The 23,876-nt window shown below is 59.4% G+C and carries 19 protein-coding genes; 8 read left to right on the top strand and 11 right to left on the bottom strand.

Annotated elements, in window-relative coordinates; translation table 11 throughout:
• Nucleotides 1-87: 87 nt before the first annotated feature.
• Entirely contained in the window at nt 88-1,494 is a 1,407-nt protein-coding gene (locus B0E33_RS09410) for a HAMP domain-containing sensor histidine kinase (RefSeq protein ID WP_206051421.1), read from the bottom strand.
• Entirely contained in the window at nt 1,491-2,210 is a 720-nt protein-coding gene (locus tag B0E33_RS09415) for a response regulator (RefSeq protein WP_075281717.1), read from the bottom strand. The genes B0E33_RS09410 and B0E33_RS09415 overlap by 4 nt, the downstream gene beginning before the upstream one ends.
• Before the next feature lie 300 nt (nt 2,211-2,510).
• On the opposite strand from B0E33_RS09415, the gene B0E33_RS09420 reads away from it, so the two are divergent.
• From B0E33_RS09420 to B0E33_RS09430, 3 genes are all read left to right on the top strand, one after another.
• Nucleotides 2,511-2,972 carry a (2Fe-2S)-binding protein gene (locus B0E33_RS09420; protein WP_062490880.1) on the top strand — a complete coding sequence of 154 codons (462 nt, stop codon included), beginning with the start codon at nt 2,511-2,513 and terminating at the stop codon, nt 2,970-2,972.
• A gap of 1 nt (nt 2,973) precedes the next feature.
• Nucleotides 2,974-5,148, top strand: coding sequence for a xanthine dehydrogenase family protein molybdopterin-binding subunit (locus tag B0E33_RS09425; RefSeq protein WP_077291033.1), 2,175 nt, complete (start codon nt 2,974-2,976; stop codon nt 5,146-5,148).
• Nucleotides 5,149-5,279: 131 nt separating this feature from the next.
• Nucleotides 5,280-6,002 (top strand): transporter substrate-binding domain-containing protein, encoded by a 723-nt coding sequence (locus tag B0E33_RS09430; protein WP_077291034.1) that lies wholly within the window; start codon nt 5,280-5,282, stop codon nt 6,000-6,002.
• A 42-nt stretch (nt 6,003-6,044) separates the two neighbouring features.
• Here the strand turns inward: B0E33_RS09430 and B0E33_RS09435 are convergent, their stop codons facing one another.
• The gene (locus tag B0E33_RS09435) at nt 6,045-6,512 is read right to left on the bottom strand and encodes a hypothetical protein (RefSeq protein WP_077291035.1); all 468 of its coding nucleotides are present in this window, start codon (nt 6,510-6,512) and stop codon (nt 6,045-6,047) included.
• Nucleotides 6,513-6,626: 114 nt separating this feature from the next.
• Nucleotides 6,627-7,952 (bottom strand): SLC5/6 family protein, encoded by a 1,326-nt coding sequence (locus B0E33_RS09440; protein ID WP_077291036.1) that lies wholly within the window; start codon nt 7,950-7,952, stop codon nt 6,627-6,629.
• Between the two features lie 148 nt (nt 7,953-8,100).
• Here B0E33_RS09440 and B0E33_RS09445 point away from each other — a divergent pair, with 148 nt between their 5' ends.
• From B0E33_RS09445 to B0E33_RS09460, 4 genes are all read left to right on the top strand, one after another.
• Nucleotides 8,101-8,811 carry a helix-turn-helix transcriptional regulator gene (locus tag B0E33_RS09445; RefSeq protein ID WP_161633214.1) on the top strand — a complete coding sequence of 237 codons (711 nt, stop codon included), beginning with the start codon at nt 8,101-8,103 and terminating at the stop codon, nt 8,809-8,811.
• Between the two features lie 121 nt (nt 8,812-8,932).
• Nucleotides 8,933-9,508: a LemA family protein gene (locus tag B0E33_RS09450; RefSeq protein WP_167579513.1), complete on the top strand. Its 576-nt coding sequence runs from the start codon at nt 8,933-8,935 to the stop codon at nt 9,506-9,508.
• A complete protein-coding gene (locus tag B0E33_RS09455) occupies nt 9,505-10,524 on the top strand; it encodes a hypothetical protein (RefSeq protein WP_077291038.1) in 1,020 nt (339 codons plus the stop codon). Before B0E33_RS09450 ends, B0E33_RS09455 begins: the two co-directional genes overlap by 4 nt.
• A gap of 287 nt (nt 10,525-10,811) precedes the next feature.
• Nucleotides 10,812-12,482 carry a serine aminopeptidase domain-containing protein gene (locus B0E33_RS09460; protein WP_265733545.1) on the top strand — a complete coding sequence of 557 codons (1,671 nt, stop codon included), beginning with the start codon at nt 10,812-10,814 and terminating at the stop codon, nt 12,480-12,482.
• A gap of 43 nt (nt 12,483-12,525) precedes the next feature.
• On the opposite strand, the gene B0E33_RS09465 is transcribed toward B0E33_RS09460, so the two are convergent.
• From B0E33_RS09465 to dapB, 6 genes are all read right to left on the bottom strand, one after another.
• Complete coding sequence (locus B0E33_RS09465; RefSeq protein ID WP_022999097.1) at nt 12,526-12,918, bottom strand: hypothetical protein; 393 nt, start codon at nt 12,916-12,918, stop codon at nt 12,526-12,528.
• 132 nt (nt 12,919-13,050) lie between these two features.
• A complete protein-coding gene (locus B0E33_RS09470) occupies nt 13,051-13,728 on the bottom strand; it encodes a hypothetical protein (protein ID WP_077291041.1) in 678 nt (225 codons plus the stop codon).
• On the bottom strand, nt 13,725-15,710 hold the full coding sequence (locus tag B0E33_RS09475; RefSeq protein WP_167579515.1) for a vWA domain-containing protein: 1,986 nt from the start codon (nt 15,708-15,710) through the stop codon (nt 13,725-13,727). The genes B0E33_RS09470 and B0E33_RS09475 overlap by 4 nt, the downstream gene beginning before the upstream one ends.
• A 14-nt stretch (nt 15,711-15,724) precedes the next feature.
• Nucleotides 15,725-16,648: a hypothetical protein gene (locus B0E33_RS09480; protein WP_077291043.1), complete on the bottom strand. Its 924-nt coding sequence runs from the start codon at nt 16,646-16,648 to the stop codon at nt 15,725-15,727.
• A 282-nt stretch (nt 16,649-16,930) separates the two neighbouring features.
• Entirely contained in the window at nt 16,931-17,551 is a 621-nt protein-coding gene (locus B0E33_RS09485) for a 2,3-bisphosphoglycerate-dependent phosphoglycerate mutase (RefSeq protein WP_022999102.1), read from the bottom strand.
• Nucleotides 17,552-17,580: 29 nt separating this feature from the next.
• Nucleotides 17,581-18,393, bottom strand: a complete 813-nt coding sequence (gene dapB / locus B0E33_RS09490; protein ID WP_197923153.1) for a 4-hydroxy-tetrahydrodipicolinate reductase — start codon at nt 18,391-18,393, stop codon at nt 17,581-17,583.
• Between the two features lie 501 nt (nt 18,394-18,894).
• Between dapB and B0E33_RS09495 the strand changes: the two genes are divergently transcribed.
• On the top strand, nt 18,895-21,651 hold the full coding sequence (locus B0E33_RS09495) for an EAL domain-containing protein (protein ID WP_077291044.1): 2,757 nt from the start codon (nt 18,895-18,897) through the stop codon (nt 21,649-21,651).
• 81 nt (nt 21,652-21,732) lie between these two features.
• Here the strand turns inward: B0E33_RS09495 and pnp are convergent, their stop codons facing one another.
• Nucleotides 21,733-23,862: a polyribonucleotide nucleotidyltransferase gene (gene pnp, locus B0E33_RS09500; RefSeq protein ID WP_031268705.1), complete on the bottom strand. Its 2,130-nt coding sequence runs from the start codon at nt 23,860-23,862 to the stop codon at nt 21,733-21,735.
• Nucleotides 23,863-23,876: the final 14 nt, after the last annotated feature.

Here is a 23,876-nt window from a genome sequence, read left to right on the forward strand (position 1 = left end):
TGCGCAGGGGGGGCGCCCCCCCTGCCTGTTGACGTCAAGAATGTGGATAGGCACGCACCGTGACGACGGAACGCCAGGCATGGGTCCCTACTGACAAGGTACGGTCAAAACGGCACGCAGGCCCGGCTTGTTCGGTTCCAGCCGAATGTCGCCGCCGTGCTGGCGGGCGACGGCGCGGGCAATCGACAGGCCGAGGCCGGTGCCTCCGGTGTCCCGGTTTCTTGACTGTTCCAGCCGGAAAAAGGGCAGAAAGACCTGTTCCAGATCCGCGTCCGGAATCCCCGGACCGGTGTCGGCGACAGTGATCACGACTGCCGATGGTGTCCTTTTGCAGGAAACGGAAGCTTTGCCTGCGTATTGGCAGGCGTTCTCGACGAGATTACGGACGGCGCGCCTGATGCCGTCCGGGCGGCACCGGCAGGAAATCCCGTCAGCTTCCTCAAAATCGATATCGAGACCGAGTTCCCTCATGTCGTCGCAAAGGCTCTCCAGGAGCGAGCCCATGTCCACCAGCCTTGTCTTTTCGGTGGCGGCATCCGCTCTGGCGAAAGACAGCGTGGCATCGGTCATCGATTTCATGTCGTCGATGGTTTCGGTCAGCCGGTCACGCAGTTGCGGGTCTCCAATCTGTTCGACACGCAACCGCATCGTCGTGAGCGGGGTCCTGAGATCATGGCCGATTGCCGCCAGCATCTGTGTCCGGTCTTCAACGAACCGGCGCAGCCGTTCCTGCATCTGGTTGAAGGTGCCGCACAATCTTGCAATGTCGCGGGGCCCGCGTTCCGGCACAGGTGCGCTTTCCTCACCGCGGCCGATTTTTTCCGCCGCATCGGCGAGCGCACTGAGAGGCTGGGCAATGCGGCGGGTCGCAAAGATGCCGAACAGACAAAGAGCAATCCCTGTCGCAATAGTCGAGACGAGCGATTGATAAGTGCCGTCGTTGGGGATGTGGGTCTTGTAGAAAACCGCGTTCAGCCAGCTTCCATCGGCAAGCTCCACGACGATGCCAAGACCGATCTGGTCCCTGAACGGCAGGACGCTTGCCGCTTGCGGGCAGGTCCACAGCGGGTTTTCCATGGCAGACCAGCCCTCGAAGGATTTGCGCTGCACGAATTCCTCGGAAGCCGTATTGCTCACCGTTGCTGCCTGAGGGGGGGGCTTCAATATATCGGAGAGCGGCGTCAGAAGCTCGTTTCGGGCAACGATGTACCAGTTCCGTCCTTCCGGTCTCGGATCATCGGCGCTTCGCCAGAACCTTGTGTAGGTCGTAGCGCTGGCAAGCAGTACATTTGTCTTGAAGTCCTCCGTCATTGTCTGGATCACTTCGCATAGCGCTGACGTGCGACTGACGAACTCACTTTCGGCGGCTTCCTTGAGGGCCGCCCTGCGGCTGTTCCAGGAAAGCGCGAAGCCGATGCACTGACCAAGAACCAGCGCGATCAGCATGAGGCCGATGATCTGGCGGCCGAGACTGCGTTTCCACCAGCTGATCATGTTATTTCCACGTCCACACCAAGGCTGTAGCCACCGCCCCAGTGGGTCTGGATGATCCTCGGGTTCTTTGGATTGGCCTCGATCTTCTTGCGCAGGCGGCTGACCTGATTGTCGATGCTGCGATCGAAGGGTTCGGCTTCCTTGCCCACCGTAAGGTCCAGCAATTTTTCCCGGGTCAGCACCGCTTTGGGATTTTCCAGAAACACTTTCAAAAGCCGGAAATCGACCGTGCTCAATGCAACCGTCAGACCATCACTCCGCTCCAGCTCACGCCTGCCGAGGTCGAGCGTCCACTGATCGAAACGGATTGTCTCCTTGGAAAACTTGCCACGATTGAAAGGTACATTGTCCACTCTGCGCAACACCGCCCTGATACGGGCCAGAACTTCCCGCGGGTTGAAAGGTTTGACGACATAATCGTCGGCCCCCATTTCCAGACCCAGGATCCTGTCCGTATCCTCGGCAAGAGCGGTCAGGAAGATGACCGGAACCTGCGTCTCAGACCGCAAGTTGCGACAGATCTCCAGTCCGTCTTCGCCCGGCATCATCACATCAAGCAGTATGAGATCCGGGGCGTTGTACTTCAGCACCTTTCTGAGCGCGTCCCCACCATCGGCAAGGCTGACCCGGTAGCCATGGCCTGTCAGGTAGTCCCCGATCAGGTCGCGGATTTCCCGGTGGTCGTCGACGATGACGATATGCGGCTTGTCTTTCATGATGCTCATCCCGGCAGAACACCCCATGAATAGCCCAGATCGAAGCGCCGGCCACGTCGGCAAATGTATCAAATGTGGCATACATGTCCGGTTGATGCCGGTTCCGGGTGCCAACAGAGAGCAGCTTTGCTTGCCCGGTCATCCTCGTCGGCGCAGGTGGCTGCGCGTCCGCCGCGATACAAACGATACAAACGCTCGCTCTCCCGGCACATCCCTGCGACGTCTCTCCCTCAGTTTTTGTCGATGACCACGCCGGCGACGGCCAGGCGTCGGCATCAACGAGAGCAAAGGAGTTGTTGGATGGCTGTGACATTCGAACTCAACGGCAAAGAGGTGACGTATGACGGCGACCCGGAAACGCCTCTTCTCTGGGTGATCCGGGACGAATACGGTCTCACCGGAACGAAATTCGGTTGCGGCATTGCCCAGTGCGGCGCCTGCACCGTTCACGTTGACGGCATGGGCCAGAGGGCCTGCATCACTTCGGTCGAAAGCATTGACGGTCAGTCCGTGCGGACGATCGAAGGTCTCGTCGACGAGGTGTCCGTGGCGGTCAAGGATGCCTGGAGCAACTTCAACGTTCCCCAATGCGGCTATTGCCAGTCCGGTCAGGTGATGTCCGCCATCGATCTGCTGCAACACAATCCGAACCCGAGCGATGAGGATATCGACGACGCCATGTCCGGCAACATCTGCCGCTGCGCGTCCTACGTCCGCATTCGCCATGCAATCCAGCGTGCCGCTGAAACCCTGAGGACCTGAGATGAACACACCCCTGACACGACGGTCCTTCCTGTCCCGCATCGGCGGCGGACTTGTCATATCCATGGTGCTTCCGACCCAAAGCTTCGGTCAGGCGATCCGGCGGATGAGCCCCGCAGAGATGCGGGATTTGCCGGCAGCACCCAATGCCTTCCTGAAAATCGCTCCCGACAACACCGTCACCGTGATTTCCAAGCATATCGAATTCGGACAAGGAACATTCACCGGTCTGGCAACACTCGCTGCCGAAGAACTGGATGCGGACTGGGACCAGATGCGCGTCGAGGCAGCGCCTGCGGATGTCGAGCTTTATGCCAATCTCAACATGGGCATGCAGGGAACGGGCGGCTCATCGGCGATGGCCAACAGCTATTACCAGATGCGCAAGGCAGGCGCGGCTGCCCGGGCGATGCTTGTTGCCACTGCCGCACGCCTCTGGAACGTACCGGAAAAGGAAATCGACGTGAAATCCGGGATCGTGCGTCACGCACCCAGTGGCCGGACATCCGGATTCGGAGCCCTCGCCGAAACCGCGGCGCAGATGCCGCCCGTCACTGAGCCGGTTCTCAAGAATCCTGCCGACTTCACGCTGATCGGCAGCGATCTCAGGCGTGTGGATGGTCTCGAAAAATCGTCCGGTCAGGCAATCTACACCATCGACATGACGTTGGACGGAATGGTCCACAGCTCCATCCTGCACCCGCCGGTCTTTGGCGCAACGGTATCACGCGTCGATGCCGCGGCCGCGCTCGGCCTGCCGGGGGTGCTGGCCGTTCACGAGGTCGGGCGCGGCGTCGTGGTGATTGCCCGCACGCGCTACGCGGCCATGCAGGGCAAGGCGGCCCTGGAGGTCGAATGGGACTTGACCAAGGCTGAAACGCGCAGCAGCGAAGAGATGTTCACCACCTACGCCGCAGCTGCCCAGACCCCCGGTGCAGAAGCCGAAAAGCGTGGTGAAGGTGACATGCCGCTGAAGGACGCCGCGCGGCAGATCGAAGCGGAATACCGATTCCCTTTCCTCGCTCATGCACCGATGGAACCCATGGGTGCGGTGGTCGACCTGACACCGGAAAAGGTCGACATCTGGATGGCCAGCCAGCTCGTCACACGTGACCAGCGCGAGATCGAGAAAGTGCTCGCGTTCAAGCCGGAACAGGTCGAAATTCATACCATGCTTGCCGGCGGCAGCTTCGGGCGCCTTGGAACACCGGATGCGGAATTCGCTGCCGAAGCCGTAGGCGTTGCCAAGGTCTGGGGTCAGGGACCGGTCAAGCATCTCTGGTACAGGGAAAACGATATCCGAGGCGGACGCTACAGGCCGATGTGCGTTCACAAATTGCGCGGCGGTGTGGACGATGCTGGCAACATCTCGACCTGGGACCAGGTCATCGCCGTTCAGTCCTTTCTGAAAGGGACAGCCTTTGATGGAGCCGTGCGCAACGGGATCGACAGATCCGCCGTCGAAGGTGCGATGGGTATGCCTTATGCAATCCCAAATCTTCGTGTCGGGCTGCATCTGATGGAAAACGGGGTCAGCGCCAATTTCTGGCGTTCTGTCGGCAGCAGTCACACGTGTTATGCGGTCGAGACATTCCTCGATGATCTTCTGGAACTTGGCGGGCGCGACCCTGTTGCCGGTCGCCTTGCATTGATCTCCGAAGAAGAGCCGCGGTTGCGAAGAGTTCTCGAGCAGGTCGCCGACATGGCAAACTGGTCCGGTGCCAGCAGAGGCGGCGACAGGGCGATGGGCGTTGCAATCGCCAGATGTTTCCGCAGCTACGTTGCAGAAATCGCCGAAGTCTCGCGCGGCGAGGACGGATTGCCAAAGGTGCACAAGGTCTGGTGCGCGATCGACTGCGGCGTTGCCATCAACCCGGACCTGATCCGGGCTCAGCTGGAAGGCGGGGTCGGCTACGCTCTAGGCGCTGCCATGTATGACGAAATCACCATTGATGCGAACGGGCAGCCGGAACAGTCGAACTTCGACACTTACCGGTCGCTGCGGCTGTCCGAAATGCCGGAAGTCGAGGTTTCGATCATCAAATCGCAGGCCGACCCGACCGGGGTCGGTGAACCGGGTGTACCGCCTGTTGCTCCCGCTGTCGCCAATGCCTGGAAAAAGCTCACCGGCTCCCGCATACGGACCCTCCCCTTCACAAGAGGCATATCCACTTAAACATTCCCCGGAGGCCGCCAGAGATGGCGGCCTTTTTTGCCAAACCTTCAGAGTTTCGACAATTGTCATGGAAGGTCCACTACGCAATGATCTCGCTGTAATCGGCTCGGAACCGGGTGAGGAGGAGCGGCATGCGGGGACTATCGGCGTTTTTGGTCGCCATGAGCGTTTTTCTGCTCCCGGGCGTTTCCATTGCCGACACCATCAAGGTACCGACGATAGAAGTGCCACCCTGGGGCAAAAACTCGAACCCTCCCAGCGGTTTGCTCGTCGACGTCGCCGCAATGATCGCAGATGAGATGGGAGCAACACCCGAGTTCATCGTCATGCCCTACAAGCGCGTGCACACGGTGGCCAGTGGCTGTTTCAAGGGATTTGTAGTGATGCCGGATCACCCCGAAATCCGGGCCAGCTCGGAGGAGGCCGCACGCCTTTGGGACATGGAAGTCGTTCTTTACTCAAACAAACTGGATCCCGTCGGCAGCTTGAAAGAGCTTGAAGGCAATTCGGTCGGCCTGCTGCTCGGCTCCGAGCTCCTACCGGAAATAAACGCCAACGAAAAGATTGCGAAGGTCGAGGTCGAGCATCCGGACCAGATGGTCGACATGCTGTCCCGGCAAAGCGTAAGCGCCATCGTTGGCCTCCGGCCGAACTGCAACTTGCTGCAAAGCCAGGACGCCGAGAATTGTGTCGATCTCGACAAGACCTTCCACGCAACTCCCGTCAGAAAGGTGTCGGTATTTGCCTGGACACCGAAATGCGATGTGGGAAGAGCGGTCAGGACCCGCATCAAGGAAGCGGTCTCCCGGCTGCAGACGGAAGGTGCGCTGAGCAAGGTTCAAAGGCTGAACTGACGAAAGGTTTCGCAAACTGTCCGGGCCTGCTGCAGAGGCCGGTCAGCACCCTTCAGACGACGCCTTGAAGGACAATGTGCTGGTTCTCGCCTTGCCGTTTTTCCCGACATATTTGACCTTCGCCCGCATGAAGGCGGGATAACCGGACCCAATCGTCTTGGTGGAGAACCCGTAACTGTTCGTCACGGTGACCGCTCCATTGATCCGGCTTGAATAGAATTCTCCCGTCGCTGTGTTGAGGCTCAGTTTCTCCGTGCGCGTGAAGCATTTGCGCCCCTCCGGGCAAACCTGCGTATGAACCCCGCACCGGTTTTGCTTGTAGTCGTTGAAGAAGTAGACGGACTTCACCGGCCCTTTGGAACCGGTCTTGATGAAGCAACCAACAGGATGGTTGAACGGACAGGCCTGTGGTTGACCTGTCACTCCCTCATTGGAGCGCGACTGTGCTGTCGCAAATTCTGCCGGCAAACCCAGCAGAAGGCCAGCTGCAAGAGCGTAGGCGTATTTCATCAGATTGTCTCCTTTGAGCCGAAACTCGGGAAGGAGTAGGCGATCCTTGCAGGCTGCAAATGTCCCATATGGGAGAGCTTGAACGGAAATCGCAGTTACTTAGGCGGCGAAGCATCAAACTCTCGCGTCTCTTTCAGCAACCTTGCGAAGCGCCAGGGACTGGCCCGGTGCAAAGCGTGACACTGTCTCATACAGCAACCAGGACAGAAGAAAGCCAGCCAACGCCGCGGAATTCAGGTCCACCGTTGTCAGCAGCACGGTGACCGCGATCCCGACGTTCAGGGACACGATTGCCGCCGGCGCACTCACACGTCGGCCGCGAACCGACGCCCAGACAACCGGCAAGAACACCGCCAGCGAACTGAAGGCGGAAATGATCGAGTTCAGGACATCCGCGAACAAGGCCGCTGAAAGACCGAGCAACGTGAACAGCGCGGCAACGATCAGCTGCAATCTCCGCAGCGACAGCTCCGTCCGCTCCAGACCGGCCATCAGCGGCATCACGAACGTGTCCATCGTCGACATCACCACGGCGATGAGCATCAGGTCGACAAGCCATGTCCAGGTCTGCGGCACCGACGTGTGCAGGATCTGCATCACGTCCCCGCCAGGCATGCTGTGCAGCCCGAGCCAGACGATAATGAGGTATCCCGCAAGGCATATCGGGGCTCCGAGCAGGAATGCGCTCCGGGCAACCGACGGCTCGCGTGCGGTCGCCATCCGCTGCCAGTTGTCGACTGCCAGAACAGCGCTTGCCGGTATGAACAGCCAGATGCCGATCAGGATCGGAAAGCGGTAGGGACCAAGGTCGAAAAACACGAGCTCCCGCGAAGGCGCTTCCATGTTCCACATCCCGAGGATCGCAATGCCGACGAGAATGACCACGGCCTGCGGAATGTCGGTTTCCGTTGCCACTCTGTAGCCGCCAATCGCCGTATAGGCCCCTGCAAAGAATGTTGCGAGCACGACTGCCGCAAGCGGCGGGATTGGAAGGACAGCCGTCAGGATAACGGCCAGGGCAATCAAGTGTACCGAGGCCCGCAGAAGAAAGACAAAGGCAACCGGCCCCCATATCAGGATCGGGTGCCGCACATTGTGGGTGACCACGATGAGGTCGATCAGTCCCCTCACCCCGTATTTTTGCGACAGTCTGTGCACACCCGTAGCGACAAGGGCACACATCAGCAGCCCAGTGCCGTAAGCCAGCGCGAGCGACAGGCCGATGACCGGGCTTGCGGCGGAAAACAGCACCAGTGCAACGAATGTACCGATGCCGATATTGCCGCAGATGATACCGGCGACCGTGGCCAGTAAACCCGTGCGACCCGAGTTGAAAATGTAGTCTGCACGCGTTCCCTTGCGGCTGCGCCAGAAGGCGTAAACCAGCGGTCCCAGCAGAAGCGTTCCAAGAACGATTGTCTGTGATCCCGTACCTGTCACGTCAGAAGCGGCCCCTCGAAAACGTTTTCCGTCCGACGGGCCCTGGTCAGGTAAAAATCCCCGTGAACTCTAACCGTTGTCCGATGTAACCCGGCACCCTATGATCTCCAATATATGGAAAACCATAGTTTATGCTTGGACAGACGCAGTGCCGCCCAGTTTGATCGAGAAATTGCCTGAAGGAATTTCTTCCAACAGTGCCTGGACAGCCAGTGCACAATTCTTCGAATCCTTTGGCTTCGACAAGCTCATTTACATCGACCGCACGATGGCGGGTCTGTCGATGTTCACTACCTTTCCGGAAAGCTGGACCTCTCATTACCGCGCAGCCGCCTATGAGCGGATCGACCCCTTCTTTGCCTATTGCTGCACCTCGACTACTCCTATGGGGACAGGCATCGACTATCTTTCGGACTACCCGTATCTGTGCACTGCCCAGCGCCAACTCATTCAGGAAGCTGGAGAAACCGGCATGCGTGCCGGCATGTCCTGTATCGTGCGGCAAGCGGGCCCTGGTGGAGCTGGTGGCTGGAACCTCGGATCAAGCCTGCCGCGCCACGAAATCGAGAAGATATTTTCAGAACATGCCGACCTGCTCCGGCTGACAGCCTTCTTTGCGCACCAGCGCCTGCAGGCCGCGCTGGAAAACGAGCACAGGGACATCGCGCTGAGCCCGAGGGAAAAGGAATGCCTCCTTTGGGTCGCGCAAGGCCTGCGCAGCAAGCAGATTGCAGACAAGCTCGGCCTCAGGCCGGTTACCGTCGAACTTCATCTCAAGAACGCCCGCACAAAACTTCGCGCCGCAACCCGCGAACAGGCAATTGCCATCGCGCTGCTCAACGGGCTGATTTCCCCTTAGTCAGGAATGTGGAAAAGGTGTCCTGTGCCTTTCACGTGTTCAAGCTCCCTTAAATGGGAGAGGGCGCGTGTCACCCCAACTGTTCTGTTGTCGTCCGAACATGGGTTTTCCGGAGACATGCATGACGACGCTTTTCATCCTACTGATCCTGAGCCTTGGCGGGTTCGTCTACCTGCAGAACCGCCTTGCAGCGGCCAGAAATGCCGTTGCGAACGGGCGTTCCGGCATTCAGGTTCAACTCAAGCGGCGGCATGACCTTGTTCCCGGGTTGGTGAGCGCGGTCCGCTCCGCCATCCGTCAGGAAAACCATGTCTTCGACCGTCTTCTGGAAGTACGGGAGAAGGCGATTGCGGTCCGGCAGGGCAGCCTGGAAGACATCGAACGGGCCGAAGGCGACCTGACCGCGGGGTTGAGCACCTTCCTTGGTTACACGGAACATCATCCAGATGTGACTTCGACGGAAAACATCCTTCAGCTGCAAAAACAACTGGAGGAAACCGAGGACCAGATCAGTGCCGCACGCCGGCTCTATAACGGCAATGTGGATCGCTACAACACGCTGCTGGATGCCATCCCATCGTGTTGGGTCGGCGCGCTTCTCGGCTTCGAACGGGCAGCGTTTTTCGCACTCGATGCAGACCAGTTGAAGTCCGCTGAAGCCGTACCGCCAATCGACCTGACAAGAGCGCCGTCATGAGTGGGCGCGTCACGCACTGGGACCCGATCAAGGGTGAAATCTCCGTTGAGACCCCCGACGTCTCCGACATCCGATCCGGTGTTGTTCTGCCGGCTCCGGTCCGGCGCATGCTGCCGATAGGGGCGATCCTTGCCCTTCTGTGGACCATGGTGCAGGGCTTCTGGACGGACGGCTTTCCGTTTGTGCCTGTTGCGGTCACGACCGTGATGTTCGCGCTCATGTTTCTGACGGGGGAGCTTGAAAACAGAGACGGCCGACAGCTGAAGCGCCGGGTCGAACTCGCACGCAGGAAAGGCTGGAGCTACACCGGCAAGCTCATGGAGCGCGTGCGCGAATTCGACACCGTCATGACATCGGACGGCGCGGATCGCCGAACGCACCTGGTCAAATCCGAAAGGGCGCTTGCCGTGGAAGACCGCGTCCCGGAACTGACCAGGCTTCAGGTCGGGTCCTTTGTCGGTGCCCAATTCGATGGCGAATTCTGGGGCACAAGCAGCAGCGACGGATTGCCGTTCTGGGTCGCAATCGGTGCCATGGAAATGGAAGCCGGCCTTGCGGCGAATCCTGCCCTGAGGCGTGACGCCCGTGGCGGCAGAGGGGGCTTCGGCGTGTTCTACTCCCTCCTGGGCGCTTACAAACTTGACCGCAAGACAGGCGTCCGGGCCGCAGTGCGACCGGAGAACCTCTTCCACAAGGGCCCTCTGGATCGGGACATCAAGACGGAGTCCATCGCCTTCAACGAGGCATTCCATGTTTCCTGTTCAAACGATGCCGGAGCGGATGCAGACCTTGCCGTCCTCAGCATCCTGACACCTGCTACTCAGACCACCCTGCTCGATCTGCTTGAGCGGTATCATACCGTCGGCTTCGTGGTTGATGACGATGTCCTGTTCTTTCTGGCACAGGACAAGCTTGTCGGTACCAACGCGCACCCGGACCGGGTCGATGCACATCTCGCCGACCTGCTGACCGAGTTCGAGGCCGCAAAGTTCTCTCTCAAGAATACCGTCGAATAGGGGCTCTCGGCATGAAACGCCGCTTTTGCAGCCAGACCCTATGGATTTTCATAGATTTGCAACGGCGGCTTTCTGCTGCAGTCTCGCGGCGGGCGTCTGCAAGGGGAATTTTGACACATTGGGCAGATGTGGTTCTGAGACGAGATCTGCGCATGGAAGCAAAATACCTACCGAGACCTGACGGGCCTTCGCTTTATTACCGTCATTGGCCCGTCAACATGACGCGCCGTCTCTATTCGGGAAAGAGAACCGTTTTCCTGGGCCACAGCCAACCAACGCATTCAGGAATGCTGCAGCCACTCGCAGCCGGATTCCGCGCCTCCGGCTGGGACGTCCACTCCGGTGATATCCGGGGACACGGCAAGAGTTTCGACAAGACCTCGGTTGCCGGGCATCTGGATCCGCGAGACGGCTGGAAATCGGCTGTAGAAGATTTGCGGCACCTGCTGGAGAGGAGCTTTGAGGACACGCCCTGGCAGGACCGGTTGATCGTCGTTCCCAATATCACCGCCCTGCTGACCCTGGAAGTCATGAAGACCTGGCCGGACCTGGCCCGGCACATCGTGTTCATCTCGCCGCCGCCCAACCAGAAGACGCTGGCCTTGTTCGGCAAGACTTTTTCCGAGGTTCGAATCCGCCTGAAAGGCGCGGATACGCCCGACGAGCAGACCCTGCACCACCTCTATTCCTTCCTTGGCGCGCACCTGAAGGATCGCAGGCACCTTGCCGATGTCATGAGTACGGATCACCGTGTCATTCAGCAGGTTCTGGAAGACCCGCACGGCTGGCCGACACCGACACCCGCATATTGGAAGCAGATTTTCGAAGGCATGCTCAGTGCGTGGTCGTGGCCGCGTGACGCTCAGATGAAACCAGGCACGCGGTGCCTTGTCGTCTTCGGCGGCGAAGATGCAATGCTCCGCGACGGCGGTTTCCTGCCGCCCATCCAGCGCTTCCTGTCGCGGATAGGTATTGAGGACGTAGCCTCCGAACGTGTCGACGGAGCCCGCTCGGCGCTGTTTCTGGAAGAGGACAAATTCTCGATCAGCGGACGGATCCTGGACTGGGTCCAGAAAAACAGGCGCCCTGAGGCCGATATCAGTGAAGTCGGCGTGGAAGAGCTTGCCTCGGACATCCTCAACCGGATCAGCGAAACCGGCGCACGGCAGCTGGAGCCGGATGAACTTGTCGAGCTCTGTTACAACGCCATCGACGACGACAGCCGATGGACGGAAATCATCTACCGGATGATCCATGAGGCAGAACTCTCCGGGAACGTCAACGAGGAGGAACTGCACGAGCGCATCAGCCGGCTGATGCCGCACTGGGAACGGGCGTTCAACCTGAACAAGCAGGTCATGATGAGCGCGACGCTCGGCGTTCTTCTGGAAAGCGTGATCGAGCGGCTGCAGATCGGTGTTGCCCTGCTGGACAGGCAAAACGACCTCCTGCATTGCAACGGCGCCTTCGAAACATCGCTCTCGGGCCTGTTGCCGCACGACGACGCTTGTCAAATTCACGAAACCGCGAAGGCGCGGGTAAAGTCGCTTCTGGCAGAAAACGAAGCGGCAGTCATTTCTCGCCAGAACGGGGAAAGACTGATTGTCCATGAGGGCAAGCCTGTCGGCTTTCAGTTTTTTCCTACCGCCCTCAAACAGACCAGCCTTCAAAGGCACGGGCCTGCCAGCTTGTTGTTGTTGAGGGTGCAGACCGGCGAAGACACCTCCGAAACCCGAAAGACCCTGATCGAACTGGCCTATGGCCTGACCGGCAAGGAAGCGGAGATTGCCCTCGAGATCGCCGAAGGAAGATCGCTGGATCAGATTGCCGACAACCAGGGAATTCTGGTCAGCACGGCACGCGGGCATCTCAAAAAGAGTTTCCAGAAGATCGGCGTGCACAGTCAGTCGGAGCTTGTGGCCCGGCTGATGGCCGGGCCTGTCGGCTGGTTGAAATAGACCGTCCGCACGCATTCCATTCGGGAAATATTCGTACCGCCCGTCACCTGCCAGCAGCGTAGACGGAACATCCCTGCTTCAAGGCGGCGCGACGGTCGCTCTGGCACTCGCAGGAAGGGGTGATTCCCGTGCCGGTGAGGCATGAAACGCCTTTGACGTAGCAACCCTGGGCGCGAACCACCACCCTGTGGTTAAACCGGGTGCCATCGAACTTGGGATAGCCTTTTGTCACCCGGGCCATGGAAACGGCAAACCGGCGGCCATGGCTGTTCCTCATCTTGCCTTGCCAGTTTACCCAGGCTCTTGCCTCGGCACCGGCCCGGGTCTTGTGACCCTTGCTGAAAGCGCTCTCCGCCTGGATCGTGCAGATCGTCTTGGCCTGCGCCGAAAAGGTTGGCAGCAGGAAACTCGTCCCCAGTGCCAGAAAAAGTATCATCCAAATCTTCTGCATTTTCAGTCTCCGGTCTTGTTGGCGAGACATGTCGATGACACAAGACTGACGTTTCGATCCGGCTGAAGCCTCTCCCATTTGGGTGAGCATCGATGCGGTTCCGGCACCGGACGGCGCTTATTTGCAGACAATGAAACCAAAAGCGGGACACCCGCCAGCTTCGCAATAGGCGTCGACAGTGGCGGCCTTGCCGACGAGCTTGATGTCGCCGAAACAGGCAACGTCCGGCTGACCGAATTTCAGACAATAGGCACGGGCGGGTGCCTTGCCGCATTCGCTGTAGCGATTGTTCGCTCCCTTGAAACAGGCGAGCACCCGGATGTCCGGTTGCCCCTGCACGAAGAGCGGATCGACGGACACATTGCCCGGGCATGGTGCCTCTGAAAACCCGTCGAGACTTGCGAAGTCGGGCAAGGCTTGTGCACCGCTGCCATTCGGCGATGCGCCGGTGTCCTCGGTACCCGAACTTGAAAGGCTGCCCGCGCCGATGCCTATACCGGATCCGGCAGCCTGCAGGCATTCGGACGGTGGCAAGTCTGCGTTTCTTGCCACCTCCGTAAACCGTGCGGGATAAGCCTGGGCGAACAGGTCCCGGGCCTCTCCCGTCGTCATCAAGCCCAGCATCGCCAGGACGTCACATTGCGAAGACGAAACGTCTTGGCAGCCATAACCCGCCGCACAAGCGAGGTCTTCGACACCTGGGGCCTGGACCCCGGGACCTTGCGCGAAGACCGCTTCCGACAGGAACCAGGGGATTACGAAGGCCAGATAAGCACGGCGAGGACGAGACCTCATTGCGAAACCAGCTCGATTGCAAACCTGTCGAACTCGAAATGGCTCTCTTGCGACTTTGCCTTGTTCCACTGACCGGCGAGCACGCTCGGCTTGCCGGCAAGGCGCAGCACGGTAACCGGATCGGTCTCGAGGACGTAGGGGCCGCCCTCCTGACCGTCAGCAGCGGGCAATTCCAGTTCGATGGCAGCGGAAAGCGCACGTTCTCGCCGTTTCAGACGCAGCAGAGCACCATCGGTCGAAAGCGATTCCAGAACCTTGTTGCCATAAGCCCTGCCCGCCTTGTCGCACACTGTCTTGACAATCTGCTTGCTGAACAGATTGACATCGAAACGCGATACTTCAGGCTTGCCTTCGGGATCTCCGGAGAGGCGGGTCAAGGACAGGTTCAGATAAGAACCGCAGCCTTTCGTCCAAATCCAGGCCATTGCGCCAATCTGGTTGTTCGTATCCTCCAGCAGCGACAACGATACGCTTTCATGGCCGCTTTGTTCATGCAACTTGAACTTGAGACTCAGGTCGAAATCGCCGTCAGGCAGCGGCTCGTCAAGAACGAGGCGGTTCAGCGCGTTCTTGTTGTCGTAGATCGTATCGCCCCCCAGTGCGGAGACAAACAGGGTGCCGCTTCCGGTAAACCTGGTCAGCCTGTCGGTTCCATTCAGTGTCTGCCAGCTGGCTGCCAGCTCCGGGCCGTCAAACGTTTCTTCAAACACAAGGGTGCTGGCCGGAACGGCCTCTTCAGCTTCCGGCTCCGGTGCGGGAGGTTCCGCTGCCTTGCCTGCGTCCGCAACTGCCTGCTTGACGGCCTCGGTGAAGCTTTCGGCATTGTTGGCGGCGTAATAGTTGCCGCCGCCATTCTCGGCAATGCACTGAAGGGCCTGGTTCTCCTCCTGCGTCAGGTCAAACCCGACCACATGGACGCGGGTGTTGATACCGCGCTCGGCCAATGCCTTCGCCGCGGCGCATGGGTCACCGCCACAGGTTTCCAGCCCGTCTGAAATCAGAAGCACGTTTGCCGGCCGGTTGGAGGCGGGCATGGCGGAAGCCGCCTGTTGCAGGGCGGCTGCGATAGGAGTTTTTCCACGAGGCGTAATCGCGTCGATAACCGGCTTCAGACGTTCGGTATCGAAGTTGGAAACCGGATACAGGATCTCGGTGTCTCCGCAATCCCCTTCCCGGCGATGTCCGTAGGCCATGAGGCCGACATTGGTCTGAGCCGGCAGGTCACCGATAAGACCTGTCAGCGCCTGTTTCGCGGTGGTGATCTTGGCAACACCGTCAACCTGGCCCCACATGGAGCCTGAACCGTCCAGAACGAACAGAAGGTCGCTCCCTTCAGAGGACAGGCCGTTTCCGGGAAGGTCCCCTTCCTCCATGCCGGGTATTACCGCGTCTCCGCCGTTTGCAGCCTGTGTCTGCCCCGACCCAACGGTGGACCCGGTCACTGAACCGTCCTTGAGCGTGATCTCGGAACCTGGATCCGATCTGATGTCCACACCGGCGGACTGCAAAAGATCGGACAGCGACCAGTCGTTTGTTTCGGAATAGATGTCGTTGATCTGCCAGGAACCGTCCGGCACGGTTATCAGCGTGTAGATGTGCCGGATCGGCATTCCGAAGTTGGTAAAAGTCACCTGGATCCGGGCAGCGCCCTGCAAGAGAGGTACGTCCGGATCGGGCCGGATACTGAGATCGGAAATGCTCGCGTCCTGGGCATCATAGACCGGATCGAATTGCAAAAGCCCCTGAAGCTCCCCTTGCACAAGACCGTCAACGAGGAACTCCTTAGCGGCCGGAGCGTCGTTCAGGAGCGGCGTATCGCCGTCGTTGAACCGCTTGGAATGTTCGGCATAAAACAGCCGCACGAGGTTCTCTGCGGCGGCGACATCACCTTGCTGAGCATGAGAAGGTAAAGCTGCACAAAGGGCGAGCGAGAAAGGAACCACGAGCCGCAGTACGCGCGCCCGAGAGGGAAGAGCAGACATGGGAAACTCCGGGCTCATTGTTGCGGACGGCGGATGCTGAAGTGGTCGAACTCGGCCAGCGTTTCACCGCTGCCGGCGCGGCTGCCCTGGCCAAGCAGGAAAACCGGTTTGCCGAAAGGCGCCATGCGGGCAATCCAGTTGGTGTGAACGGTCTCGAGACCGGCGGGCTTTTGCGCCCCTCTGTCCGGAACGGTCAATGTCAGGGAGGTCCGGTAGCGCAACCTTCTTCTGGAAAGGGTCAGCTCAAAACCTTCTGCAAACAGGTTCGACAGGATCTGATCCCCGAGAGGCCGGCCGGCCTTGTCGCAAACGGACTTGAGGATGGGACCGTCAAACAGGCTGTGGTTGGCGGCGGTCAAAACCGGCTCTCCTTCCGGCATTACCGGCTGATTGGCGACAGTCCGCAGGAACAGTGCAGGACCGCACCCCTTGGTGAGCACATAAAGATGGGCTGCAATAAAATTGTCCGGACTTTCCCGAAGTCCCAGCCAGACTTCGTCGTAACCGGTTTTCGGATCGAGCTTGCCCTTGATAGCAAGATCGAAGTCTCCCTCAGGCGGCACGCCTTGCAGCTCGAAGATGTTGCTCGAATCCGCATTTCGCAGACTGTTCTTGCCGCCGCTCGTGAGCGCAAGCAGGATGCCGTTCTCTACAACGAAGGAGTCCTTGTCAGCATTCAGGAGTTGCCAGTGCCCGGCCAGATCCTTGCCGTCAAACGGCTCCTCGAAGGGAAGTTCGATCGCGGTGGCAGTCGGTGCCTGGCCGCCGTCGGCTGCGGCCAGCCTGGCCTGTTCTTCAGCTGTCAGGTTTGTCTGGGCCTGCGCCGAAACCGCGCCGAGCAGAAAAACTGCAGTTGCCTGAAATAGCGAACGTACCGATTTCCCGGATCTGCGCACCAGCTTCTGCAAGCGGGAAGAAACTTTCGTGCATACGGCCATCTATAAATGCTCCAACCGTGGTCGACGGCTGGAAGCCTATAGAGGCGTGGCAGATCGGCCCTCCCTCAAATGGGAGAGACGTCGAATGTAAATCACTATTCAGGACTGTTTTTGCAAAGAAATTGCCGGGGGATTGCAGACGGTACATGCCCGCTTCAAAGGCTCATTCGATAACGCCCCGGGCAACGCAGGCACAGGGTGGGCTGCAAGCTGCCTTTCAAAAACAAGTCCCGCTGCCTCATGGAAGCAGCGGGACTTGAATTTCGGCAATGCAGACAGGCCTCAGTCGGCGAGATCCTGGACGCTGACCACGCCGCCGTTTTCATCGAGGCGATAGATGATCGGCGTTCCGGTGCCCAGTTCGCGCTTCAGGATTTCTTCCGGTGAAAGATCTTCCAGATCCATGATCAGCGACCGCAGCGAGTTGCCATGCGCGGCAACGATCGTGCGGCTGCCAGCCAGGACGCGCGGCAGAATTTCGGACTTGTAGTAAGGCAGAACGCGCTCTGCGGTCATCTTCAGGCTTTCACCGCCCGGAGGCGGAATGTCGTAGGAGCGGCGCCAGATATGGACTTGCTCTTCGCCGAATTTCTCGCGCGCTTCGTCCTTGTTCATGCCGGTGATGTCACCGTAGTCACGCTCGTTGAGAGCCTGATCCTTGAAGGTTTCAAGGCCGGTCTGGCCCAGTTCTTCCAGGATGATGTCCAGCGTCTTCTGTGCACGCGACAGATCGGAGGTGAAAGCAACGTCGAAAGACAGCTTCAGATCCCTGAGCTGTTCGCCGGCCTTGTGCGCCTCCGCCACGCCCTGCTCGGTCAGGTCCGGGTTTTTCCAGCCGGTGAACAGGTTCTTCAAATTCCAGTCGCTCTGTCCGTGACGGACAAGCACAAGAAGGCGGTCCATGCCATTCTCCTCAAGCTAAATGCGTATCTTCAAGAATCCAGGCCGAGGACATCGGCCATCGAATAAAACCCGGGCTTCTGGTCAAATCCCCACAGTGCCGCCTTGACGGCTCCGCGGGCAAACAGTTGCCGGTCTTCCGCCCGGTGAGTGAGTTCGATGCGCTCGCCTTCACCTGCAAAAATCACTGAATGCTCCCCGATGACCGACCCGCCCCGCAGGGTTGCAAAGCCTATGTCGCCGATCTTGCGAGGGTCCATGATACCGTCGCGCGAACGGACCGAATGGGCGGCCAGATCCAGGCCCCGGCCCTGCGCAGCCGCTTCGCCAAGCAACAGCGCCGTGCCCGAGGGGGCATCCACCTTGTGCTTGTGATGCATTTCCAGAACCTCGATGTCGAAATCCGCATCAAGCGCGGCGGCAGCCTTGCGCACCAGGCTCGCCAGCAGATTGACACCCAGGCTCATGTTTCCGGATTTGACGATACGGGCATGACGGGCAGCCGCCTTCAGAGGTTCGTCCTGCCCTTCAGCCCAACCGGTGGTGCCGATGACATGGACGATGCGAGCCTGCGCGGCCAGTTCGGCAAACCAGAGACTTGCCGCCGGAGCCGTGAAATCCAGGACGCCGTCAGAGGCGGCAAAGGCTGTCAACGGATCGTCGGTGACAGGAACGCCCAAGGAACCTGTTCCAGCCAGGTCGCCCACATCCTTGCCAAGAAACTCGGAGCCCTCGCGTTCGATCGCCGCGACGACGGTAGCACCCGTTGTTTCCGTGACCGCCCGCGTCAATGCCCGGCCCATTCGGCCACCGGCTCCAACGACTACCAAGCGCATCTGCCCCATCAAGTGGCTCCGTCTTCCGCAATAGGCCAATCGACCCCAATTCACTTCACGATTGGGGGTATACCAGTTTCGCCGGGGGAGGCAAACGCCCGATCATGCGAGAGGACAGCAGCACTCAATAGAAATGGCTCCTGTCAAATATTACTATACTCAATCCCAACTTTATTGATGAACAGCAAGTTAAATTGACAATAAAAAGGCAATATCTTCACCATTCCAATTCACCAAAGGTAAACCTCGAGCAGTTACGTTTGAGTCTGTAAGTGTTTTTTCTTGCAATTGCAAAACAGGAGGCAGGTTTCATGATACTGTGCTTATGGACGCATCGGTTCGTCACAACCTGTCTTTTCCCGAAGCTGTCCACACCCGCCGCCGGGTGCCTTGTACTTGCAAGACCAGCAACAACCTGTTGTTCCAACCGAGAAGGACCCCGCGCCGCCTTGCTTCCCGTCATGTTCGATTTACCCGTCAGATGATGCCCGCCGGTTCAGGAGCGCTTCGTTGAAGGCCAGTTTTTCCATTCCCTTCAGCCGCCTTGTCATGGCTCTGTTTGCGTTCGGCCTTATGGGAACGGCGATCGCGCTCTTCTGGATTACGTACCTTGGCAGCCTGTCGATTGCCGAACATGAAATTGCCCGCAGCGCAAAATCCAAGGCAACACTCGCAAGGCTCGTCTTCACCCAGCATCTGGACAAACTCGAAACGCAGATCCGCGCGGTCGCGGCCAACCCGGATATCCGGCAGGCACTGGTGGACAACGACAAGGAGACCGCCAAGGTCATCATTGAACGCGCTTCCGAAGGTATGACCAGCGCGGTTCTGGACATTCTCCTGATCGATCTTCCAGGTGAAAACGGCTGGGTAAACGGCAGTCTCGGCCTGATCGACCTGAGCCACCAGTTGCCGGTGAAGATACGTGCGGCCATGCCGCCCGACATCTGGGTAACTTACGCGGACCATGATTCCGATCCCATACAGATCACCGCAGCGCTCTCTGTTCTAGTACTGGATTCCGATACCGGCCGAGTCCTCGGCAGGATTTATGGCGGGACGACTATCACCGATTCCTTCTCCCTGCCGGGTGTCCTCGCCAAGGCGCTACGGGTGGAAGATATCGCCTTCTATCACCATGAGGATGTTGTGGCAGGCATGGGTGACCTGACCACGGAAGTGCTTCCCGAACGGCTCTACGCTACACCTGACGACGTCAATTACGCGCTGAACGGAGAGAACCTTTTCGTTTTTGCTCCGCTGATGCAGGGCCTGGACGGCCACATGCTTGCGACCGTGATCAAGCAGCCCGTGGACACCCTGCAAAAGGTCGAGGAAACCTACAGCCAGCTGTTCACGCCGTTCCTGCTTTATACGGCGATACTGGCAATCGGTGCCGCGCTTCTGGTCAATCGCATCACCACGGCCGGCCTGGGCAGGCTGCTGAACTACGCGATGAGCCTGCGGCAGGACAAGGTGGTGTCGCCGCCGCCGCCCGGGCTGATCTTCGAATTCAACAAACTGGCGACCATGTTCCAGGCGGCGTTTGAATCCGTTCGTGACCGCGATGCCCAGTTCAAGGACATGATCGACGGCTCGATGCACGGCGTGCTGGTTCATGCCAACCATCGCATCCTTTATGTGAACGACGCCCTGCTGAAAATGTGCGGTTACGCCCCCGGAGAACCCGAACAGCTTGTCGAATCCCCCACACTGGTGATCTACGCGCCGGAAGAGCACAGCCGGTTGCGCAGCTATTACAACATGCGTGAAAATGGCGAAGGCGCGCCGCGCGCCTATGAGGTCAAGGGCATCCGCAAGGATGGAGAGACCATCTGGCTGGAGCAGCATGTCCGGTTGACGGAATGGCGCGGGGAACGCGCCTATTACGCTACCATCACGGACATCAGCGAGCGCAAGCGCCAGGAAGAACTGGCAACCAAGAATGCCAACTTCGACATTCTGACCGGTCTGCCGAACCGGCGCCTGTTCATGGACCGTTTGCGCCAGGCGATCCAGCGCGGCAAGCATATGGGCGACCTGACGGCGCTGATGATCCTCGACCTCGACCGGTTCAAGACCGTCAACGAAACCTATGGTCCCAAGGCCGGGGACAAGGTCATCGAAACCGTAGCCGCGCGTCTGACCAGGACCCTTGGTCCGGACCAGACCGTGGCCCGCATGGGCGGCGACGAATTCGCCATTATCCTGTCGAACCCGGAAGACCGCTGGCAGATCGAACAGACCGCCCGTGACATTCTGAAGGCGATCGGCGACCCGATCAAACTGGAAGACGGCAATGAAGCCGTGCTTGCCGGCAGCCTCGGCATTACCGTCTGCCCGCACGACGGCACACACGAGGAAGCGCTGCTGATGCAGGCCGACACCAGCATGCTGCAGGCCAAGGCCGATAGCGGTGCCAGTTACCGGTTCTTTGCCACGCGCATGAATGAACAGGCCGCCCGAGCAAGCCAGATCGAGATCTGCCTCCGGCAAGCCATCGACAAGGGTGAGCTGCACCTGAATTTCCAACCGATCGTGGACTATGAAAAGAACCGCGTGGTGAGCTGCGAAACCCTGGCCCGCTGGACCGATCCCAAGTTGGGTGTCGTCCCTCCGACCGAATTCATCAAGGTGGCCGAAGACTGCGGGCTCATCGTGCCGCTCGGTGAACAGGTGCTGCGCGAGGCCTGCGAATTCTTCCAGTCCTGCAACCGCAACGGCCTGCAGCTCGACGGGATCAGCGTCAACATATCGCCGCGCCAGTGCAGGGATGCGGATTTCCTGCCTCGGCTGAGAGAAATCCTCGACGGGACCGGCATGGACCCGGCCCGCCTGCAGCTGGAAGTCACCGAAAGCGTGATGTTCGACGACCAGCGCGTCAACCCGGTCGAAATTCTGGAAGCCATCAGCAACCTCGGCATCAAGATCTCCCTGGATGATTTCGGCACCGGCTATTCGTCGCTCAGCTACCTGAAGCGCCTGCCGATCGACACGCTCAAGATCGACCGGACCTTCATCATGGGCCTGGAGCGGGATGTGGACGGCCAGGCACTGGTTCAGGCGATCATTTCAATGGCCGGCTCGCTGCATATCGAAGTCGTGTGCGAGGGAGCCGAAACGCACGAACAATGTGAGCTGATCCATTCCTTCGGCTGCTCGCTCATCCAGGGGTACAGCTTTTCGCGCCCGCTTTCCGGCGTCGACTTCCACCGCTATCTCGCCAAGATGAACGGCGTCGATTCAGTTGCCGCCCGGGCTGGCTGACCAGGCTTTCTCGCTTCAAGACAAACAAAAACGGGGACCTTTCGGTCCCCGTTTCATATCTTGCGTCAGTCGGACGGAAGCTTATTCAGCTTCTTCCTTCTTTTCGATTTCCTTGCCGGTTTCCTGGTCGACAACCTTCATGGACAGGCGGACCTTGCCGCGCTCGTCGAAGCCCATGAGCTTGACCCAGACCTTGTCGCCTTCCTTGATCACGTCGGTGACCTTGGCAACTTTCTTCGGAGCCAGCTGGGAGATGTGGACCAGACCGTCCTTCGCACCGAAGAAGTTCACGAATGCGCCGAAATCAACGCATTTGACGACGGTGCCTTCGTAGATCATGCCCACTTCCGGCTCAGCGGCGATGGAGTTGATCCAGTTGACGGCAGCCTTGATCGCCTTGCCGTCGGCAGATGCGATCTTGACGGTGCCGTCGTCTTCGATGTTGACCTTCGCCCCGGTCTTTTCCACGATTTCGCGGATGACCTTGCCGCCCGAACCGATGACTTCACGGATCTTGTCGACCGGGATCTTCATCACTTCGATGCGCGGAGCATGTTCGCCGAGCTCGGCACGAGCCTCGGTGATGGCCTTGGACATTTCGCCGAGGATGTGGATACGGCCGTCCTTGGCCTGACCCAGAGCGACCTTCATGATCTCTTCGGTGATACCGTCGATCTTGATGTCCATCTGCAGCGACGTGATACCGTCCTGGGTACCGGCGACCTTGAAGTCCATGTCGCCGAGGTGATCTTCATCGCCCAGGATGTCGGACAGAACCGCAAAACGGTCGCCGTCCTTGATCAGGCCCATGGCGATACCGGCAACCGGTGCCTTCAGCGGAACGCCGGCATCCATCAGCGACAGCGAAGTGCCGCAGACGGTTGCCATGGAAGACGAACCGTTGGATTCGGTGACTTCGGAAACGACGCGGACTGTGTACGGGAACTCGTGATGCGGAGGCATCATCGGGTTGATCGCACGCCATGCCAGCTTGCCGTGACCGATTTCGCGGCGTCCCGGGGAGCCCATGCGGCCGGTTTCACCGACGGAGTAAGGCGGGAAGTTGTAGTGCAGCATGAAGTGAGACTTCACGGTGCCTTCCAGAAGATCGATGAACTGCTCGTCTTCGCCGGTGCCGAGGGTGGCAACGACCAGGCCCTGGGTTTCACCACGGGTGAAGAGTGCGGAACCGTGCGCACGCGGCAGAATGCCGACTTCGGACGAGATCGCACGGACGGTCGACAGGTCACGTCCGTCGATACGGGTGCCGGTGTCGAGGATCGCGCCACGAACGATTTCAGCTTCCAGTTTCTTGAACTGCTCGCCCAGAACGGTGCTTTCGACGGCTTCGCCTTCGGCAGCGTTGGTGATCAGCGCTTCAACGACCTTCGCCTTGGCAGCGTCGACTGCGTTCTTGCGGTCGGTCTTGGACGTGATCTTGTAAGCGGCAACAAGCTCGGCCTCGGCCAGAGCCTTGACCTTGCCGAACAGCTCGGAATGATCCGGCAGGACCAGCTCGCGCGGTTCCTTGGCAGCGGTTTCAGCCAGTTTGATGATCGCGTCGATCACCGGCTGGAAGCCCTTGTGGCCGAACATCACAGCGCCGAGCATGATGTCTTCGTTCAGTTCCTTGGCTTCGGATTCAACCATCAGAACGGCGTCGTTGGTACCGGCAACAACCAGATCCAGAGAGGATTCCGGCATGTCGTCGACCAGCGGGTTCAGCACGTATTCGCCGTTGATGTAGCCAACGCGTGCGCCGCCGATCGGCCCCATGAACGGAACGCCGGAAAGGGTCAGTGCAGCGGAAGATGCCACCATCGCCAGGATGTCCGGAGCGTTTTCCAGATCGTGCGACAGAACGGTGATGACCACCTGGGTGTCGTTCTTGTAGCCGTCCGCGAACAGCGGGCGGATCGGACGGTCGATCAGGCGGGACGTCAGCGTCTCGTGCTCCGACGGACGGCCTTCACGCTTGAAGTAGCCACCCGGGATCTTACCAGCGGCAAATGCCTTTTCCTGGTAGTTCACGGTGAGCGGGAAAAAATCCTGGCCCGGCTTCGGAGACTTGGCGGAAACAACCGTCGCCAGAACCTTCGTTTCGCCATAGGTCGCCATGACGGCGCCGTCGGCCTGACGGGCAACCTTGCCCGTTTCGAGGACGAGCGGGCGTCCGCCCCACTCGACTTCTACACGATGAATATCAAACATCATCTGTCCTTACA

The organism is Roseibium algicola (assembly GCF_001999245.1).
Classification (GTDB): domain Bacteria; phylum Pseudomonadota; class Alphaproteobacteria; order Rhizobiales; family Stappiaceae; genus Roseibium; species Roseibium algicola.

What these genes read in the sequence shown, in the direction of transcription:
- B0E33_RS09470 (WP_077291041.1), bottom strand. Translation starts at nt 13,728, where the DNA reads ATGAGGTCTCGTCCTCGCCGTGCTTATCTGGCCTTCGTAATCCCCTGG.
- dapB (WP_197923153.1), bottom strand. Translation starts at nt 18,393, where the DNA reads ATGGGGCAGATGCGCTTGGTAGTCGTTGGAGCCGGTGGCCGAATGGGC.
- B0E33_RS09485 (WP_022999102.1), bottom strand. Translation starts at nt 17,551, where the DNA reads ATGGACCGCCTTCTTGTGCTTGTCCGTCACGGACAGAGCGACTGGAAT.
- B0E33_RS09465 (WP_022999097.1), bottom strand. Translation starts at nt 12,918, where the DNA reads ATGATACTTTTTCTGGCACTGGGGACGAGTTTCCTGCTGCCAACCTTT.
- B0E33_RS09435 (WP_077291035.1), bottom strand. Translation starts at nt 6,512, where the DNA reads ATGAAATACGCCTACGCTCTTGCAGCTGGCCTTCTGCTGGGTTTGCCG.
- pnp (WP_031268705.1), bottom strand. Translation starts at nt 23,862, where the DNA reads ATGTTTGATATTCATCGTGTAGAAGTCGAGTGGGGCGGACGCCCGCTC.
- B0E33_RS09450 (WP_167579513.1), top strand. Translation starts at nt 8,933, where the DNA reads ATGACGACGCTTTTCATCCTACTGATCCTGAGCCTTGGCGGGTTCGTC.
- B0E33_RS09420 (WP_062490880.1), top strand. Translation starts at nt 2,511, where the DNA reads ATGGCTGTGACATTCGAACTCAACGGCAAAGAGGTGACGTATGACGGC.
- B0E33_RS09455 (WP_077291038.1), top strand. Translation starts at nt 9,505, where the DNA reads ATGAGTGGGCGCGTCACGCACTGGGACCCGATCAAGGGTGAAATCTCC.
- B0E33_RS09410 (WP_206051421.1), bottom strand. Translation starts at nt 1,494, where the DNA reads ATGATCAGCTGGTGGAAACGCAGTCTCGGCCGCCAGATCATCGGCCTC.
- B0E33_RS09415 (WP_075281717.1), bottom strand. Translation starts at nt 2,210, where the DNA reads ATGAAAGACAAGCCGCATATCGTCATCGTCGACGACCACCGGGAAATC.
- B0E33_RS09475 (WP_167579515.1), bottom strand. Translation starts at nt 15,710, where the DNA reads ATGTCTGCTCTTCCCTCTCGGGCGCGCGTACTGCGGCTCGTGGTTCCT.
- B0E33_RS09430 (WP_077291034.1), top strand. Translation starts at nt 5,280, where the DNA reads ATGCGGGGACTATCGGCGTTTTTGGTCGCCATGAGCGTTTTTCTGCTC.
- B0E33_RS09480 (WP_077291043.1), bottom strand. Translation starts at nt 16,648, where the DNA reads ATGGCCGTATGCACGAAAGTTTCTTCCCGCTTGCAGAAGCTGGTGCGC.
- B0E33_RS09460 (WP_265733545.1), top strand. Translation starts at nt 10,812, where the DNA reads ATGCTGCAGCCACTCGCAGCCGGATTCCGCGCCTCCGGCTGGGACGTC.
- B0E33_RS09425 (WP_077291033.1), top strand. Translation starts at nt 2,974, where the DNA reads ATGAACACACCCCTGACACGACGGTCCTTCCTGTCCCGCATCGGCGGC.